Raw genomic sequence first — 16,750 nt, 5'->3', positions numbered from 1 at the left:
GAGAATGGGATGAACGAAGTCAGCAAGGGCGGCGGTAGAGCAGGGCGAGGCGGCGTCATGCGTGCCCTGTCGGCCGTCGCCTTTGCCTTCATCCTCACCATCGTCGGGTTCGTCGCCTGGGTCTATTCCCTCGGTCCTTTGCCGCTCGACGAGGCGCGGCAGGTCTCCACCACCATCGTCGACCGCAATGGCAAGCTGCTGCGCGCCTATGCCATGGCGGATGGGCGGTGGCGGCTGCCGGTCGATGCCAAGACGAACGTCGATCCGACCTATCTAAAACTGCTGCTCGCCTATGAGGACCAGAGCTTCTACGCCCATGACGGCATCGACCCGCTGGCGTTGGGCCGGGCCGCATTGCAGCTTGCAACGCGCGGCCACATCGTGTCGGGCGGCTCGACCATCAGCATGCAGCTTGCGCGGCTGATGGAGCCGCGGCGACAGCGTTCGCTTTATGCCAAGCTGCGGCAGATGGTGCGGGCCATCGAGATCGAGCGAAGCTTGAGCAAGGAGCAGATCCTCGATCTCTATCTCGCGCTCGCCCCTTACGGCGGCAATCTCGAAGGCATCCGGGCCGCCTCGATCGCCTATCTCGGCAAGGAGCCGAAGCGGCTGTCATTGGCAGAGGCCGCGCTGCTGGTGGCTCTGCCGCAATCGCCGGAGACGCGCCGGCTTGATCGCCATCCCGAGGCAGCCCGCATCGCGCGCGACCGCGTGCTCGACCGCATGGTCTCCGAGCATCAGGTCAGCGCTGAAGATGCGAAGCAGGCCAAGGCCGTTGCCATTCCGAAGCTGCGCAAGCCGATGCCGATCCTGGCGCCCCATGCCTCCGACACCGCGCTTTCGATCGTGAAGGACACGCCGGTCATCAAGCTGACGCTGGATGCGAACTTGCAGAAGGTGCTGGAGCCGCTGGCGCGTGATCGTGCCATTGCGCTCGGGCCCAATATCTCGGTCGGCATCATCGTGGTCGACAATGAGAGCGGCGACGTGCTCGCCCGCGTCGGCTCGGCCGATTATTTCGACGAGAGCCGGGCAGGGCAGGTCGACATGACCCGCGCCATCCGCTCGCCGGGCTCGACGCTGAAACCCTTCATCTACGGGCTCGCCTTCGAGGATGGCTTCGTCCATCCGGAGAGCCTGATCGACGACCGGCCGGTCCGCTTCGGCTCCTACGCGCCGGAAAATTTCGACATGACGTTCCAGGGTACGGTGCCGGTGAGGAAGGCGCTGCAATTGTCGCTGAACGTGCCCGCCATCGTGCTGCTCGATCGCGTCGGCTCCAGCCGGCTGGCCTCCCGGTTGCGGCAGGCTGGCGGCAATCTCGTGTTGCCCAAGGACGAGGCGCCGGGGCTCGCCATGGGTCTCGGCGGCGTCGGCGTCACGCTCCAGGACCTCGTCCAGCTCTATACGGGTTTCGCCCGGCTCGGCACCACCAAGCCGCTGCGCGAGATCATCGTTGACAGGGATGACCGTGAGCCGTTGCGGCTGCTGGATCAGGTTGCGGCCTGGCAGGTCGGCAACGTGCTCTTGGGCACGCCGCCCCCGGAGAATGCCGCCCATAACCGTATCGCCTTCAAGACCGGCACCTCCTACGGCTATCGCGATGCCTGGTCGGTGGGCTTCGACGGTCGCATGACCATCGGCGTCTGGGTCGGCCGGCCCGACGGTGCGCCGGTTCCCGGCCTGATCGGGCGCGTCGCTGCCGCACCGATCCTGTTCGACGCCTTCGCCCGGACCGGCAAGACTCTGGCTCCAATGCCGAAGCCGCCGAGAGGAACCTTGGTGGCCAGCAACAGCAAGCTGCCGCTGCCGCTAAAGCGGTTCCGTCCAGTGGGGGAACTGGTGCGCACCGGCGGCGAACAGGCGCTGCACATTCAGTTTCCGCTCAACGGCTCGCGGATCGACGTCGATCGATCGGGTGGTCGGGAGAGCGCAGCCATGCCGGTCAAAGTCGCCGGCGGCGTTCTGCCCATGACCGTCATGGTTAATGGAACCGCACTCGGCGAGATCGACGGCCGTCGCCAGCGGCTGATCGATCCGCCCGGCCCGGGCTTTGCGCGGCTCACCGTGATCGATGCCACGGGCGCGGCGGACACAGTTGTCATTCGAATTCAATGAGCCCGGCTTAAGCGGTTGTGGCGATGGCGGTTTCAGCGTAAGCGGAACCAATGGCCGAGACCTACCCAACTCCCCGTTTTGGAGCCCCCCGCGAGCCGAAATCGCCCGTCAATCCAGGCAGCGGGCTCGTGCGCATGCTCGACATCGTCACGGCCAGCCACGCCCGTGCGGTCGGCTTCCTGGTGCTGTGCGCGCTGCTGCTATTCCTGCCGGGCTTCTTCACCATCCCGCCGATCGACCGCGACGAAGCGCGCTTTGCCCAGGCCACCAAGCAGATGGTCGAGAGCGGCGACTATGTCGACATCCGCTTCCAGGAGGATGTCCGCTACAAGAAGCCGGTCGGCATCTACTGGCTGCAATCGGCCGCGGTCGAAACCGCTGCGGCGCTCAAGCTGCCGAAGGCCGAATTGCGCATCTGGGTCTACCGGCTGCCATCGCTGTTGGGAGCGATCGGTGCCGTGCTCATGACCTATTGGGCCGCGCTTGGTTTCGTCACGCGGCGCGCCGCGGTGCTGGCGGCGCTGATGATGTGCGCCTCGGTGCTGCTCGGTGTCGAGGCGCGTCTCGCCAAGACCGATGCGATGCTGCTGTTCTGCGTGGTCGCCGCGATGGGCGCGATGGCGCGGGCCTATCTGTCCTGGCAGCGAGCGGAAGATGAGACCCATCCGCCCTGGAGCTGGCCGGCGATCTTCTGGAGCGCGCTTGCCGTCGGCATCCTGATCAAGGGTCCGCTGATCCTGATGTTTGCCGGCCTGACCATCGTGGCGCTCGCGATCCAGGACCGCGACGCCTCCTGGCTGTGGCGGCTGCGCCCGGTGTGGGGCCTGATGTGGATGCTGGTGCTGGTGCTGCCCTGGTTCGTCGCGATCTTCTGGCGCGCGGGCGATGCCTTCTTCGCCGATTCCGTCGGCGGCGACATGCTGAGCAAGATCGGCGCCCAGGAATCCCACGGCGCGCCGCCCGGTCTGTACCTCGCGCTGTTCTGGATCACCTTCTGGCCCGGCGCGCCGCTCGCGGCGATGGCGGCGCCCGCGGTGTGGCGGGCGCGACGCGAGCCCGGCGCACAGTTCCTGCTGGCCTGGCTGGTCCCGTCGTGGATCGTGTTCGAGGCCGTGCTGACCAAGCTGCCGCACTATGTGCTACCGCTGTACCCCGCGATCGCGATCCTCACCGCGGGGGCGGTGGAGCGGCGTGTACTGTCGCGGTCCTGGCTGATGCGCGGCTCGGCCTGGTGGTTCGCGATCCCCGCGGCCGCCTCGATCATCGCCGTGGTCGGCGCGGTGATGCTGACGCGCCAGCCGGCCTTCGTGGCCTGGCCGTTCATCGCGGCATCGCTGATCTTCGGCCTGTTCGCCTGGTGGCTCTACGACAACAATCGCGCCGAGCGCTCGCTGCTGAACGCGCTGGTCGCCGCGCTGATGCTGGCGGTGACAGTCTACGGCATCGTGCTGCCGTCGCTGACCCCGCTGTTTCCGAGCATTGAGATCGCGCGCGCGCTTCGCAACGTCACCTGCGTCGGACCGAAGGCGGCTGCTGCCGGCTATCACGAACCGAGCCTCGTCTTCCTGACGGGCACGCAGACGCTGCTCACCGACGGCTCGGGCGCGGCCGACTTCTTGCGGCAGGGCAGCTGTCGCTTCGCGCTGATCGAGCAACGCTCCGAGCGTAGCTTCGTGCAGCGCGCCGAGGCGATCGGGCTGCGCTACAAGGTCGGTACGCGCATCGAGGGCTATAATTTCTCGCAAGGGCGCGCGATCGCGATCTCGATCTTCCGCTCGGAAGGCACCGAATAGGATGCGGGCCCCGAACGACATTGGGCCGCGCGCAGGCTATCCCGCGCAATTGCTCGCCGTGTCCTGGCATGCGCTGGCGCAACTCGTGCGCACGCCCTCGCATTCGCGCCGCGCCGAGGCCGCACGGAGGCTGGCGCGGCATTCGCTCTGGATCAGTGCAGCGGGCGCAGCCCTGGTCATCGTGCTGATGGTCGCGTTCGATCTGACCGAGATCCAGCTGATGCCGGCGCGGGGCACGCCAAGCCTGTGGCCAATCCGCATCCTCACCGATTTCGGCAAGGACGAGTATGTGCTGTCGGTGCTGGGGGCTGCGCTCGTGGCTCTGGCATTCGTTGCGGCAGGGCTGCACGGGACACGCCGCGCGCTGCTGCTTGGCCTCGGCACGCGGCTGCAATTCATGTTTCTGTCGGTTGCCGTATCAGCGTTGGTCGCCGAGATCCTGAAATATCTCATCGGACGCGGACGTCCGTTCGTCGGCGGACAGGCCAATCCGTTCAACTTCATCCCGTTCGAGGGGACGGGGGCCTACGCCAGCCTGCCGTCGGGCCATGCAGTGGCAGCGTTCGCCTTGGCGTTTGCAGTGTCAGCATTGTGGCCGCGCCTGCGCGTGTTCATGTTCACTTACGCAATCGTGATCCTCTTGACGCGCTTGGTGCTGCTCGCGCATCACCCCAGCGACGTCGTGGCCGGCGCCATGGTCGGCACGGTCGGCGCCTTGACCGTCCGCTATTGGTTCGCGGCTCGAAGGCTGGGCTTTGCCATCCGCGCCGACGGCACGATCGTGCCTCTTCCCGGAGCGGTATCGAGCCGTCTCAAAAGGGTTGCCCACGGGGCATCCGCCCCATAAAAGCGGCTGCCTGCCGGGATGCCGGTTCCTTAGAGGCAGGCCAATTCCAACCACGAGCCTTGATTTGTCGACGTCCCAGCCATCGGTTTCCATCGTCGTTCCCGTGCGCAACGAAGCCGACAACATCGCGCCCTTGATCGAGGAGATCACGGCGGCGCTCGATGGCCGCTGGGCCTATGAGATCATTTACGTCAACGACGGCTCGACGGATGCGACCGGCGAGCGGCTTGCCGGCATCATGAAGCAGCGGGGCAATCTGCGTCAGCTCCGCCATGCGAGATCGGGCGGCCAATCGGCAGCCGTGCGCAGTGGTGTGCGTGCGGCGCGCGGGGTGATCGTTGCCACGCTCGACGGCGACGGACAGAACAATCCGGCATTCCTGCCGGACCTGATCGCGGCGGTCGAGAAGGGAGCAGGGCGCGTCGGACTCGCCGCCGGCCAGCGGATCGGGCGCAAGGATACCGGCTTCAAGAAGTTTCAGTCGCGCGTGGCGAACGGCGTTCGCAACGCGATCCTGAAGGATGGCACGCGCGACACCGGCTGCGGCCTGAAGGCGTTCCGGCGCGACGTGTTCCTGATGCTGCCCTATTTCGACGGGCTGCATCGCTTCCTGCCGGCGCTGGTCCGCCGCGAAGGCTACGACATTGCCTATGTCGACGTGATCGACCGGCCGCGCCGTTCCGGCGTGTCGAATTATGGCTTCTTCGACCGGCTATGGATCGGCATCATGGATCTCGCCGGCGTGTGGTGGCTGATCCGCCGCAAGAAGACGACGCCAGATGTGACCGAGGTGAACGCATGATCATCCAATACGGTCAGGCGCTGAGCAACTATCTCTACGACGTCTTCGTCGCCAAGTTCGATTTCTGGCTCGCCTTCGGCCTCGTCGCGCAATTGTTCTTCACCGCGCGCTTTCTGGTGCAGTGGATCGCGAGCGAACGCGCCGGCAACAGCGTGGTGCCGATGGCGTTCTGGTTCTGCTCCATGGGCGGCGGGCTGATGACGCTGGTCTACGGCGTCGTCAAGCGCGAGCCGGTCATCATCCTCGGACAGGCGCTCGCGACCATCATCTATATCCGCAACATCATGCTGATCGTGAAGAACCGCGGCAGCGCCTCGAAGACGCTGGACCGCTGACCGGGGAGCTCAGCGCCCCGGGCCCTCCAACTCCCCGATCGGCATGCGCAAATTATCGACTGTTCTGTTCGTGTCAGTCGTTGGGGCCGGCCTGCTGCTGCTCTCGCTCGGCGTTCGCGAACTCGGCAGCACGATCGCATTCCTCGCGCGGGCCGAGCAGACGGACGTGCGTTTTGTGGGGGCGGTCGCGCGACGCGGCGGAAATTACGGAGGAACATTCCTCTATCCGACGTTCCGATTCCAGACGGCCGACGGCCGCTCGATGACGTTCACCTCCTCGTCAGGATCGACCGATCAGCCCTATTCCGACGGCGAGCGGGGCAAGATTGCCTACGACCCCCGGCGGCCGGAAGAGGCGCAGCTCGTATCGTTCCTGACGCTATGGATCAGTCCGACCCTGCTGTGCGTCGCCGGCCTGCTGCTTTTGGGAGGCGCGGTTCTCGTTCGCGCTGGATTAGCGCGGCAACGCCGACGCCGCGCCTGACGCGGCCAGGGCGGCTTGATCGGCCTCGTGCCGGCGATAGGGTTCGCCGGCCGCGTCCAGCACGGGGTAGGCGACCGAGCAGATATGCGAGTGGATGCGGCGCAGATCGCGCAGCACGTCCAGATGCAGCGACGTGGTCTCGATGGTCTCGGGGCGGCCCTCGCGCAGCCGATCCAGATGTCGCTCGACGGCGGCAAGCTCGGTATTGCGCAGCGCCGTCTTCTCCACCAGCAGCTTGCGCGCCTCATTGGCGTCACCCGACATGAAGACGCCGAAGGCGATGCGCAGCGAATCCATCGTGCGCTTGTGGAAAGCGGCGAGCTCGTCGGCCCCCTCGGCCGAGAACTGGAAGCGCCGTTTGATCTTCTTGGTGGCGAGCTCGCTCAGGCTCTTGTCGATGATATCGCCGATATGCTCGAGGTTGATGGCGAAGGAGATGATCTCCATCGCGCGCCGTCCTTCGCTCTCATCGAGGCTGCCCCGCATGAGTTTCGTCACGTAGAGCTTGATGGCCTCGTCGAGACCGTCGACGAGATTGTCCGTTTTCGAGACCTGGTCGACCAGCGCGCGGTCGCCGGTCATCATCGCGGCCATCACCTTGCGCAGCATGACCTCGACGAGGTCGCCCATGCGCAAGGTTTCGCGGGCGGCGTCGGCGAGCGCCAGTGACGGCGTCTCCAGCGCGGTCTCGTCGAGATAGCGCGGGCGGGCCGGATCCGCCTCCTTGACGCGATCGGGCAGCAGCCGGGTCAACAGGCGCGACATGATATCGAGCAGGCCGATGAAGAGGACGGCGGTGCCGACGTTGAAGGCGATGTGGAAGGCGGCTGTCATCCGGGCGAGATCGGGCTGCCAGGCGTGCATGTGCTCGGCGATCACGCCCAGGAAGGGCAGGACCAGGGCAATCCCGATCACGCGGTTGACGAAATTGCCGACCGGCAGGCGGTAGCTCGCGGGATCGTCGCGCCTGGCGCCCTCGAACACGGGATTGATGGCGCTGCCGAGATTGGCCCCGAGCACCAGTGCGAGGGCAGCATAAGGCGTCACGAACTGCGAATAGGCCAGCGACATGATCAGCAGGACGCTGGCGACGCTCGAATGCACCGCCCAGGTGATGAGAGCCGCGATGACGATGCACAGAATGGGATCGCCTGTTATGGCCGACATCACGACGCGGACGCCGGGCGCGTTCTCCGCCGGCGCCAGCGTGTCGAGCAGGATGTGCAGCGAGAGCAGCATCAGGCCGAGGCCAATGCAGACGCGGCCGATGTCCTTGATCCGCGATCGCGGACCGGAGCGGAAGGCGACGAGGCCGAGCACGAACAGTACCGGCGCAACGGCTGCGATGTTGAACGACAGCACCTGGACGATCAGCGTCGTGCCGACATTGGCCCCGAGCATGATGGCGAGCGCGGCGGCGAGGCTGACGAGGCCCTCGGCGGCGAACGAGCTGGTGATCAGGGCGGTCGCCGTGCTGCTCTGGAGCAGGGCGGTGAGCCCGAGGCCGGCGGCGAAGGCGCTGACGCGGTTGCTCAGCGCCTTGCTGAGCAGGCGCCGCAGGTCGGGACCGAAGGCGCGCAAGATCCCGCTGTGGACCATGTGCAGGCCCCACAACAACAGCGCAACGCCGCCCATGAGATCAAGCAGAACCAACGTTCCCATGCTCCGTGTCCGGATTGGAGTCGATTGGTGAGGCTAGCGCCAAACGGCAGCGGATCAAATCATTTGTTGGCGCGTCGCCGTTAACGTTTACCGCGCGTGCACGTTCCCGCGGCGCGCGATTGCGCGTCCGCCGGCGCGATGCCGCATCCTCGCGCACGATGCCCTGTGAGCAGGCTCACATTGCCGCCTTGAGAGCAGCGAAGCCGCGGTCGAGATCGGCCTTGAGGTCGTCGACGCTCTCGAGCCCGATGTGCAGGCGCAGAGTCGGGCCGCCCGGCGCCCATTTGGTCGCGGTGCGGTAGCTGTCGCAATCGAAGGGAATCACGAGGCTCTCGAAGCCGCCCCAGGAGAAGCCCATGCCGAACAGCTTGAGCGTGTCGAGCATGGTGTCGACCGCCTTCTGCGGCGCCGGCTTCAGCACGATGCTGAACAATCCGGAGGCGCCGGTGAAGTCACGCTTCCAGATCGCATGGCCGGGATCGGTTTCCAGTGCCGGATGCAGCACGCGCGCAACCTCCGGTCTGGCAGCGAGCCAGCGCGCCATGTCGAGCCCCGAACGATGATGCTGCGCCAGCCGCACCGACAGGGTGCGCAGACCGCGCAGCGCCAGGAAGACGTCGTCGGGGCCGGCGCAGACGCCGAGCAGGCGGATGCCTTCGGCGACCATCGGCCAAGCCTTGGCGTTGGCCGAGATGGTGCCGAACATGATGTCGGAATGGCCACCGATATATTTGGTGGCCGCCTGCATGCTGATGTCGACGCCCTGTTCGAGCGAGCGGTGGTAGAGCGGCGTCGCCCAGGTGTTGTCGTCGATGACGAGCGCGCCGCGACCATGGGCGACCTCGGCGATGGCGCGGATGTCGGGCATCTCGAACGACTGCGAGCCTGGCGCCTCCACCAGGACGGCACGGGTGTTGGGCTTGAACAGCTTGTCGATGCCGGCGCCGATCAGCGGATCGAAATAGGTGGTCTCGATGCCATAGCGGGTGAGCATGCCGTTGCAGAAATTGCGCGAGGGCCGATAGACGTTGTCGCAGACCAGGAGATGGTCGCCGGCCTTCAGCACCGAGAGCAGGGTGGTCGAGATCGCCGACAGTCCCGACGGCACGATGCCGACGCCGGCGCATTGCGGCCCCTCCAGCGCCATCAGCGTCTCCTGGAAGGCCTTCGTGGTGGGGGAACCGTGGCGGCCATACGTGAACTCGCCGCGATGGGCGTGCAGGTCCTCGGCGGTCGGATAGAGCACGGTCGAGCCGTGAAATACCGGCGGATTGACGAACCCCTTCTGCGCCTTGGTGTCGCGGCCGGAGGTGACCAGCCGGGTCTCGGCCTGCTGCTGGGAGGGGTGCGAGGAATCCATGCGTCTGCTTTCAAAACCGCGTTTGCAGCGGGCGCGTCGCGCCCGCGGGCTGGCCGAAAGGCCGCAGTCGTTAATAACAGAACACAGAAGAGTCCCGTCAACCCCTTGACCCGGCACGCCAGTCGTTCTGTGATGCGCAGGTGCTATTCAGTCGCCGCATGTTGAGGGGCCTGCCGCGACCTTCGATCCATCGCCTGACCGGACTTTTGCGCCACAGCCATAACGGCGGGCGCCTTTCGGTGGGGATGAAGGTATGGCCTCCCGGGAGCGGCGGGTGTTCGGCTAGTGTTTGCCAGCATGAGTCTTGCAAGGCTAGTCTTGGTACGATTAGCCCTGGCAGAGATGACCCCAAAGACAACGTTCCCGACCTTGAGACGATTTTGAAAGGCCCAAAGCCCATGAAACGCGTAACCCTGGCTCTCACTCTGGCTCTCGCCGCCGGCCTCACCGCGCAGGCCGCCGATGCGCAAACGCTCAAGACCGTCAAGGACCGGGGCATGCTGTCCTGCGGCGTCAGCCAGGGCCTGCCGGGCTTCTCATCGCCCGACGACAAGGGCAACTGGACCGGGCTCGACGTCGACGTCTGCCGCGCCATCGCCGGGGCGATCTTCAACGATCCGACCAAGGTCAAGTACGTGCCGCTGTCCGCCAAGGACCGCTTCACGGCCCTGCAATCCGGCGAGATCGACGTGCTCTCGCGCAACACCACCTGGACCATCTCGCGCGACACCTCGCTCGGCGCCAACTTCACCGGCGTGACCTATTATGACGGGCAGGGCTTCATGGTGAAGAAGTCCCTCAAGGTAAATTCGGCGCTCGAGCTCAACAGCGCATCGGTCTGCGTGCAGACCGGCACCACCACCGAGCAAAATCTCGCCGACTACTTCAAGGCCAACAACATGAAGTACGAGGTGATCGCGTTCGGCACCAATGACGAAACGGTCAAGGCCTATGAAGCCGGCCGCTGCGACGTCTTCACCACCGACCAGTCGGGCCTGTACGCCAACCGCCTCAAGCTCGCCAATCCCAATGACCATATGGTGCTCCCCGAAATCATCTCGAAGGAGCCGCTCGGGCCGATGGTGCGCCACGGCGACGACCAGTGGTTCGACATCGTGAAATGGACGCTGTTTGCGATGATCACGGCTGAAGAGCTCGGCGTGACCTCGAAGAACGTCGACGAGAAGGCGAAGCTGGAAAGCCCGGAGCTGAAGCGAGTGCTCGGCAGCGACGGTAATTTCGGCGAACAGCTCGGCCTGACCAAGGACTGGGTGGTGCGGATCGTGAAGGCGGTCGGCAATTACGGCGAGGTGTTCGACCGCAACGTCGGCTCGGGCTCGCCGCTGGCCATCAATCGCGGGCTCAACAATCTCTGGAACAAGGGCGGTCTCCAGTACGCGCCGCCGATCCGCTGATCACCCTGATCCGCAGCTCGCGGCGATGAGCACCGAGGCCCGTAAACCGCCGCCCCAGATCGCGCTGAAGATCAGGCGCGTGCTGGGCGGCAAGGCAGGCTGGAACGGCATTGCCGTCCAGTTTGCCTTCGCGGCGATCCTGGGCTGGATCGGCTATGAGATCGTCTCCAACGCCCGCGCCAACCTCGAAAACCAGCACATCGCCGCCGGCTTCGGCTTCCTCCGCAACAATGCCGGCTTCGACGTCAATCAGACCCTGATTCCCTACACCGGCTCGGACACGTTCCTGCGCGTGTTCGTGGTCGGGCTCCTGAACACGCTCGTGGTCTCGGTGGTCGGCATCGTCTTCGCCACCGTGATCGGCTTCATCGTCGCGCTGTGCCGGCTGTCGCCGAACTGGCTCTTGTCGCGCGTCGGCGAGATCTATGTCGAGATCATCCGCAACCTGCCGCTGCTATTCCAGATCCTGTTCTGGTACCTCGCGGTGCTGGCGGCGTTGCCCAATCCGCGGCAAAGCATTTCGCTGCTCGGCATTGCCTTCCTCAGCAATCGCGGCCTCGTGGTTCCCAGCCCGATCGGCGAGAGCGGTCTCGAGCCGTTCCTGGCGATGCTGGCGCTCGGCATCGTCGCGGCGCTGGCCTTGCGCATCTATGCGCGGCGCGCGCTGTTTCAGGAAGGGCGGATGATCCGGATCTGGCCCTACGTGCTGGGTCTATTGTTCGGGCTGCCGCTCGCCACCATCTTGGTGTTCGGTTTACCTTTCACCGTCGAGTTGCCGCAGCTCAAAGGGTTCAATTTCGCCGGCGGCTCGCGCATCATCCCGGAGTTCGTGGCGCTGACCTTGGCGCTATCGACCTATACCGCCGCCTTCATCGCCGAGATCGTGCGCGCCGGCATCCTGTCCGTCCACAAGGGGCAGATGGAGGCGGGGTCCTCGCTGGGCCTGAGCCGCGGCGCCACGCTCCGTCTGATCGTCGTGCCGCAGGCCATGCGCGTCATCGTGCCGCCGCTGACCAACCAATACCTCAACCTCACGAAAAATTCCTCGCTGGCGGTCGCGATCGGCTATCCTGACCTGGTGTCGGTATTCGCCGGCACCTCGCTGAGCCAGACCGGCCAGGCGATCGAGATCATCGCCATGACGATGGGCGTCTACCTCCTGATCTCCCTCGTCACCAGCGCGATCATGAGCGTCTACGGTTGGCGCGTCAGCCGGAGCCTCGGCGCATGAGCGATATTGCGACGTCCGCCTTCGTTCGTCGGGACCTGGTCGCCGAGCGTCCCGCGCCGGTCAAGACCACGGGCTTCATCGGCGTGCTGCGCACCCGCCTGTTCAACTCGCCGACCAACATCCTGCTCACGATCGTGGGCGCCTTGCTGCTCTGGTTCACCATCGTTCCCTCGGTCAAGTTCCTGATGGTCGATGCGGTCTGGACCGGCAAGGATCGCACGGCCTGCCTTGCCGAGAACGCTGGTTTTGCGGTCGGCGCCTGCTGGCCCTACATCCAGGCCAAGCTGCCGCAACTGATCTATGGCTTCTATCCCGAGGCCGAGCGCTGGCGGGTCAATCTCACGTTCGTCTTGGCGGTGGTCCTGCTGGCGCCGATGCTCATTCCCAGGCTGCCCGCGAAGGGGCTGAATGCCAGCCTGTTCTTCATCGCCCTTCCGGTGGTGGCATTCTTCCTGTTGCACGGCGGCGGCCTCAAGGGATTGGGCCTGAGCTGGACGGCCGGCCTGCTGCAACTGTTCGACGAGAGCCTCATCGGCGCCGGGCAGGCGCTGCTCAATCTCAGCAAGACGTCCGCCATCGCACCGCTGCTGTGGGGCGTCGGAAGCCTCATCGTACTGGTCGGCACGGCGATCTCCTGGCTGATCTTTCCGTTCACCTGGCTGCGTGATCAGATTCAGGAGACGGGGCAGCCGGTCTGGGCCGATTTTGCCATCACGGCCGCGATTGTCTGCCTGATCGCCTTCGTTCTTGGCGGCGGCGTTCGCACCGGCGGGCGGGCTCTGGCATCCAGCATCGCCGCCTTCATCGGCATCGCGATGGTCATCAAGCTGATGGGCCTCGACCGCGGGGGATTGCCGGTTGTCGCAACCAATCTCTGGGGTGGCCTTCTGGTGACGCTGGTGGTCTCCGTCACCGGCATCGTCACCTCGCTGCCGATCGGTGTCGCGCTGGCGCTCGGCCGCCGTTCCACCATTCCGCTGATCCGGATCTTCTCGATCGCCTTCATCGAGTTCTGGCGCGGCGTGCCGCTGATCACCGTGCTGTTCTTCGCAACTTATATGCTGCCTTTGTTCCTGCCCGGGAATTTCACCGTCGACGGGCTCGTGCGCGCCCTGATCGGGATTGCGCTGTTCACGGGCGCCTATCAGGCCGAGAACGTCCGCGGCGGCTTGGCCGCGATTCCGCGCGGGCAGGGCGAGGCGGCCGCGGCCCTGGGGCTATCCTGGTGGAAGACGACCTCGCTGATCGTGCTGCCGCAGGCGCTGCGCCACGTCATTCCGAACCTCGTCAACAGCTTCATCTCGCTGTTCAAGGACACCTCGCTGGTCTCGATCGTGGCGCTGTTCGATCTCCTCGGCTCGCTGCGCGCCTCGTTCTCGGATCCGAAATGGTCGACGCCGTCGACCGCGTTCACCGGCTTTGCCTTTGCCGGCGTCATCTATTTCATCTTCTGCTTTGGAATGTCGCGCTACTCGCTGTTCGTCGAGCACCGCCTCAACGCTCACCGCCGCAACTGATGGAGCTCACCATGTCCGACCCCATCGTCAAGATTTCCGGCCTCAACAAATGGTACGGCGACTTTCACGTCCTGCGCGACATCGACCTCGAGGTTCACAAGGGCGAGCGCATCGTGATCTGCGGGCCCTCGGGCTCGGGCAAGTCGACGCTAATCCGCTGCATCAACGCGCTCGAGGAATTCCAGGAGGGCGAGATCGTCGTCGACGGCATCGAGCTCGGTCCGAACCTCAAGCATATCGATGCGGTGCGACGCGAAGTCGGCATGGTGTTTCAGAGCTTCAATCTGTTCCCGCATCTCACGGTCCTCGATAATTGCACGCTGGCGCCGATCTGGGTGCGCAACATCCCCAAGAAGGATGCCGAGGAGGCCGCCATGAAATTCCTGGAGCGGGTCAAGATCCCGCACCAGGCCAACAAGTTTCCCGGCCAGATGTCCGGCGGCCAGCAGCAGCGCGTCGCGATCGCCCGTGCGCTGACCATGAACCCGAAGGTGATGCTGTTCGACGAGCCGACCTCGGCGCTCGACCCCGAAATGGTCAAGGAGGTGCTCGACACCATGGTCGATCTCGCCGAGGAGGGTATGACCATGCTGGTCGTCACCCACGAGATGGGCTTTGCCCGCGAGGTCGCCAACCGCGTCGTGTTCATGGACGCCGGCCAGATCATCGAGGCCAACACGCCGAAAGAATTCTTCGCCGCCCCGCAGCACGCCCGCACCAAGCTTTTCCTGAGCCAGATCCTGCGCTGAGCCCCGGGAAATCCCGGGGGCATCCCCGCTCCAGCTGATCGGCCGGCCTCGGCCGCGAATCAGTTAGACTCTTTCCGGGCAATCCTCCGGAGAGACACCTTGCAGGGCAGCGGCGGCGCGCGCGCATTCCAGAACGCGCGATTGCAGAAGAAATTGATGAAGCAGGCGGATGCCATCCTCTCCGCCGCGGCCACCGCGTATGGCCAGGGCAGATTTGCCGAAACCGAGGCGCTCTGCCGTGAGATCCTGAAAGCAATTCCGGATCATGTCGACGCCATGCACCTGTTCGGCATGTGCGCGCATGACGGCCGGCGCCTGGAGGAGGCGCAACAATTGCTTGAGCGCGTGATCGAGCTCGATCCGCGCCTGCACGATGCCCATAACAATCTCGCCACCGTGCATTTCGACCTCGGCAATTACGAAGAGGCGCGGCGGTGCCAGGAGAAGGCTATCGCGCTGAAGCCGAATTTCGTGGTGGCGCTGACCAACCTCGGCAATACGCTGATGCATTTGGGGCAGTACGGACAGGCGCTCGAGCTGCACGAACGCGCCATCAAGTTGAAGCCGGATTATGCCGATGCGTTCTGCAATCGCGGCATGGTCGAGATCTTGCTTGGACAGGTCACTCGCGCCAAGGAAAGTTTCGATCGCGCCCTGCTGTTTCAGCCGCGTCACGCCGAGGCCATCGTCGGCAGCGGCATGGTCAGCATGGAGCTGCGGCACCACGAGGAGGCGGCAGCCAAGTTTGCCATGGCGCTCGCGATCAAGCCCGGCGCGCCGAGGATCCTGGCCCAACGCGGGCGCCTCAGTTACGAGCTGCAGCGCCTGGAGCCCGCGCTTGCGGATTTCGAGGCGGCGCTTGCAATTTCGCCCAAGCTCGAACTGGCGCTCCGGGGCAAGGCGCAGGCCTGCCTCGTCATGGGAAAGACCGCGCAGGCGATGGCGGCCGCGACGACCTTGATCGAGCGAAATCCGCGCTCCGAGATGGGGCTGGCGCTGATGGGCTTCGCTTATTCGAACCAGGGGGACATGGACGCCGCGATCGAATATCTCGATCGTGCGCTGGCGATCCGACCGGACTATGGCGATGCCATCAGGGGCAAGATCTTCTTGCAGGACTACCGTGCCGAGGCCGATTTCGTGGTCCAGCAGGCGGTCCGACGAGACTGGTGGGACTTGATCGGCTCCAAGCTGCCGCGAAGGGAGCTGCCGAAGCGGCCGCTTAATCCGGAAAAGCGGATCGTGGTCGGCTATGTCGCTGCCGAATTCCGGCAACACTCGGCGGGCCTCACTTTGCTGCCGGTGCTGCGCCATCATGATCACGCCAGATTTGAAATCATCTGCTACTACTCTTGGCCGGGAGAGGACGAGTACACCGCCAAGTTCAAGCAAATGGCGGACGTCTGGGTCGACGCCTGGCAGCTATCGGACGACGAACTAGCCGATCGCATTCAGGCCGACAATGTCGACATCCTCATCGACGTTTCGGGCCACACGACCGGTAACAGGCTGCAGGTCTTCGCGCGGAAGCCGGCCCCGATCCAGGCCACCGGCTTCGGACACGCGACGGGCACCGGCATGCAGACCATGGACTATGTGCTCGCGGATCCCATTTTCATTCCGCCATCGGTTCGGCATTTGTTTGCCGAAAAGATCCACGATCTGCCGTGCCTGATCACGATGGAGCCCGTCTCGGATCTGGCGCCTTCCGAGCTGCCGATGCTCCGCAACGGCTACGTCACCTTCGGCGTGTTCAACCGCATCTACAAGATATCGGACGATGCGATCCGGGTGTGGTCGCGCTTGATGCGAGAGCTGCCGGGATCGAAGATCATCCTCAAGCATGGTTTGCTCGATGACCAATTGCTGCGCGATAGCCTGGTCGCGCGCTTCGTGGCGCAGGGCGTTGCCGAGGAGAACATCACCTGCCTGGGCACTACCTCGCGCAACGACCACCTGGCGGCTTTTGCCAAGGTCGATATTTCCCTCGATACGTTCCCGCAAAATGGCGGCATCAGCACCTGGGAATCGCTCTACAAGGGTGTTCCGGTGGTGGCCAAGCTCGGCAACGGAGCATCCTCGCGTGCCGGCGCCTCCATCGTGGCCGCCGTCGGTCTCGGCGACTGAGTCGCCGAGGATGACGAGGGCTATATCGAGATCGCGCGCAAATTTGCGACGCAGCCCGATCATCTCGCGAAGTTGCGCGCGCAGTTGCCGGCTCAGATTGCGGCCTCGCCCGCCGGCAATGTCGAGATCTACACGCGTGAGCTCGAGGCCGGTTACCGCCAGTTCTGGCGCGATTATTGTGCCGCTGCCTCGGAAGGCGGCGAGCTGGCATAAGCAGGTCGGTTGCGCCCCGGGGCGTTACTGGTCCAGCTGACGGGACGGCGCCGGCGGCGAATCAGCTAGACTCGCTCCGGGCCATCCTCCGGAGAGA

12 protein-coding genes and 1 pseudogene are annotated in these 16,750 nt (G+C 65.1%); 11 read left to right on the top strand and 2 right to left on the bottom strand.

The window, feature by feature from the left end:
- The first annotated feature begins 9 nt into the window (after window positions 1–9).
- The 6 genes from pbpC to BLV07_RS34685 all read left to right on the top strand — a co-directional run bounded on the left by pbpC (window position 10) and on the right by BLV07_RS34685 (window position 6,379).
- Complete coding sequence (pbpC, locus tag BLV07_RS34710) at window positions 10–2,118, top strand: penicillin-binding protein 1C (RefSeq protein WP_091894854.1); 2,109 nt, start codon at window positions 10–12, stop codon at window positions 2,116–2,118.
- A 50-nt stretch (window positions 2,119–2,168) separates the two neighbouring features.
- The gene (locus tag BLV07_RS34705) at window positions 2,169–3,911 is read left to right on the top strand and encodes an ArnT family glycosyltransferase (RefSeq protein ID WP_091894852.1); all 1,743 of its coding nucleotides are present in this window, start codon (window positions 2,169–2,171) and stop codon (window positions 3,909–3,911) included.
- A 1-nt stretch (window position 3,912) separates the two neighbouring features.
- Window positions 3,913–4,758 (top strand): phosphatase PAP2 family protein, encoded by an 846-nt coding sequence (locus BLV07_RS34700; RefSeq protein ID WP_091894850.1) that lies wholly within the window; start codon window positions 3,913–3,915, stop codon window positions 4,756–4,758.
- Between the two features lie 64 nt (window positions 4,759–4,822).
- Window positions 4,823–5,560, top strand: a complete 738-nt coding sequence (locus BLV07_RS34695; RefSeq protein ID WP_091894848.1) for a glycosyltransferase family 2 protein — start codon at window positions 4,823–4,825, stop codon at window positions 5,558–5,560.
- Window positions 5,557–5,895, top strand: a complete 339-nt coding sequence (locus BLV07_RS34690) for a lipid-A-disaccharide synthase N-terminal domain-containing protein (RefSeq protein ID WP_091894846.1) — start codon at window positions 5,557–5,559, stop codon at window positions 5,893–5,895. The genes BLV07_RS34695 and BLV07_RS34690 overlap by 4 nt, the downstream gene beginning before the upstream one ends.
- Before the next feature lie 70 nt (window positions 5,896–5,965).
- A complete protein-coding gene (locus tag BLV07_RS34685; RefSeq protein WP_176945951.1) occupies window positions 5,966–6,379 on the top strand; it encodes a DUF3592 domain-containing protein in 414 nt (137 codons plus the stop codon).
- Here the strand turns inward: BLV07_RS34685 and BLV07_RS34680 are convergent.
- Together BLV07_RS34680 and metC are read right to left on the bottom strand one after the other, a co-directional pair.
- Window positions 6,350–8,041, bottom strand: a complete 1,692-nt coding sequence (locus tag BLV07_RS34680; RefSeq protein ID WP_091894842.1) for a Na/Pi cotransporter family protein — start codon at window positions 8,039–8,041, stop codon at window positions 6,350–6,352. The genes BLV07_RS34685 and BLV07_RS34680 overlap by 30 nt on opposite strands.
- Before the next feature lie 175 nt (window positions 8,042–8,216).
- A complete protein-coding gene (metC, locus tag BLV07_RS34675) occupies window positions 8,217–9,401 on the bottom strand; it encodes a cystathionine beta-lyase (RefSeq protein ID WP_091894840.1) in 1,185 nt (394 codons plus the stop codon).
- 398 nt (window positions 9,402–9,799) lie between these two features.
- Between metC and BLV07_RS34670 the strand changes: the two genes are divergently transcribed.
- The 5 genes and pseudogenes from BLV07_RS34670 to BLV07_RS34650 all read left to right on the top strand — a co-directional run bounded on the left by BLV07_RS34670 (window position 9,800) and on the right by BLV07_RS34650 (window position 16,653).
- Window positions 9,800–10,816 (top strand): amino acid ABC transporter substrate-binding protein, encoded by a 1,017-nt coding sequence (locus BLV07_RS34670; RefSeq protein WP_091894838.1) that lies wholly within the window; start codon window positions 9,800–9,802, stop codon window positions 10,814–10,816.
- Between the two features lie 25 nt (window positions 10,817–10,841).
- On the top strand, window positions 10,842–12,047 hold the full coding sequence (locus BLV07_RS34665; protein ID WP_091894836.1) for an amino acid ABC transporter permease: 1,206 nt from the start codon (window positions 10,842–10,844) through the stop codon (window positions 12,045–12,047).
- Entirely contained in the window at window positions 12,044–13,564 is a 1,521-nt protein-coding gene (locus BLV07_RS34660) for an amino acid ABC transporter permease (protein WP_091894907.1), read from the top strand. The genes BLV07_RS34665 and BLV07_RS34660 overlap by 4 nt, the downstream gene beginning before the upstream one ends.
- Before the next feature lie 11 nt (window positions 13,565–13,575).
- Entirely contained in the window at window positions 13,576–14,313 is a 738-nt protein-coding gene (locus tag BLV07_RS34655; protein WP_091894905.1) for an amino acid ABC transporter ATP-binding protein, read from the top strand.
- Window positions 14,314–14,412: 99 nt separating this feature from the next.
- Window positions 14,413–16,653, top strand: a pseudogene (locus BLV07_RS34650) (O-linked N-acetylglucosamine transferase, SPINDLY family protein).
- Window positions 16,654–16,750: the final 97 nt, after the last annotated feature.

This window comes from Bradyrhizobium sp. Rc2d (assembly GCF_900099855.1).
GTDB lineage: Bacteria > Pseudomonadota > Alphaproteobacteria > Rhizobiales > Xanthobacteraceae > Bradyrhizobium.
This window is presented reverse-complemented; position numbering and strand designations above follow the sequence as displayed.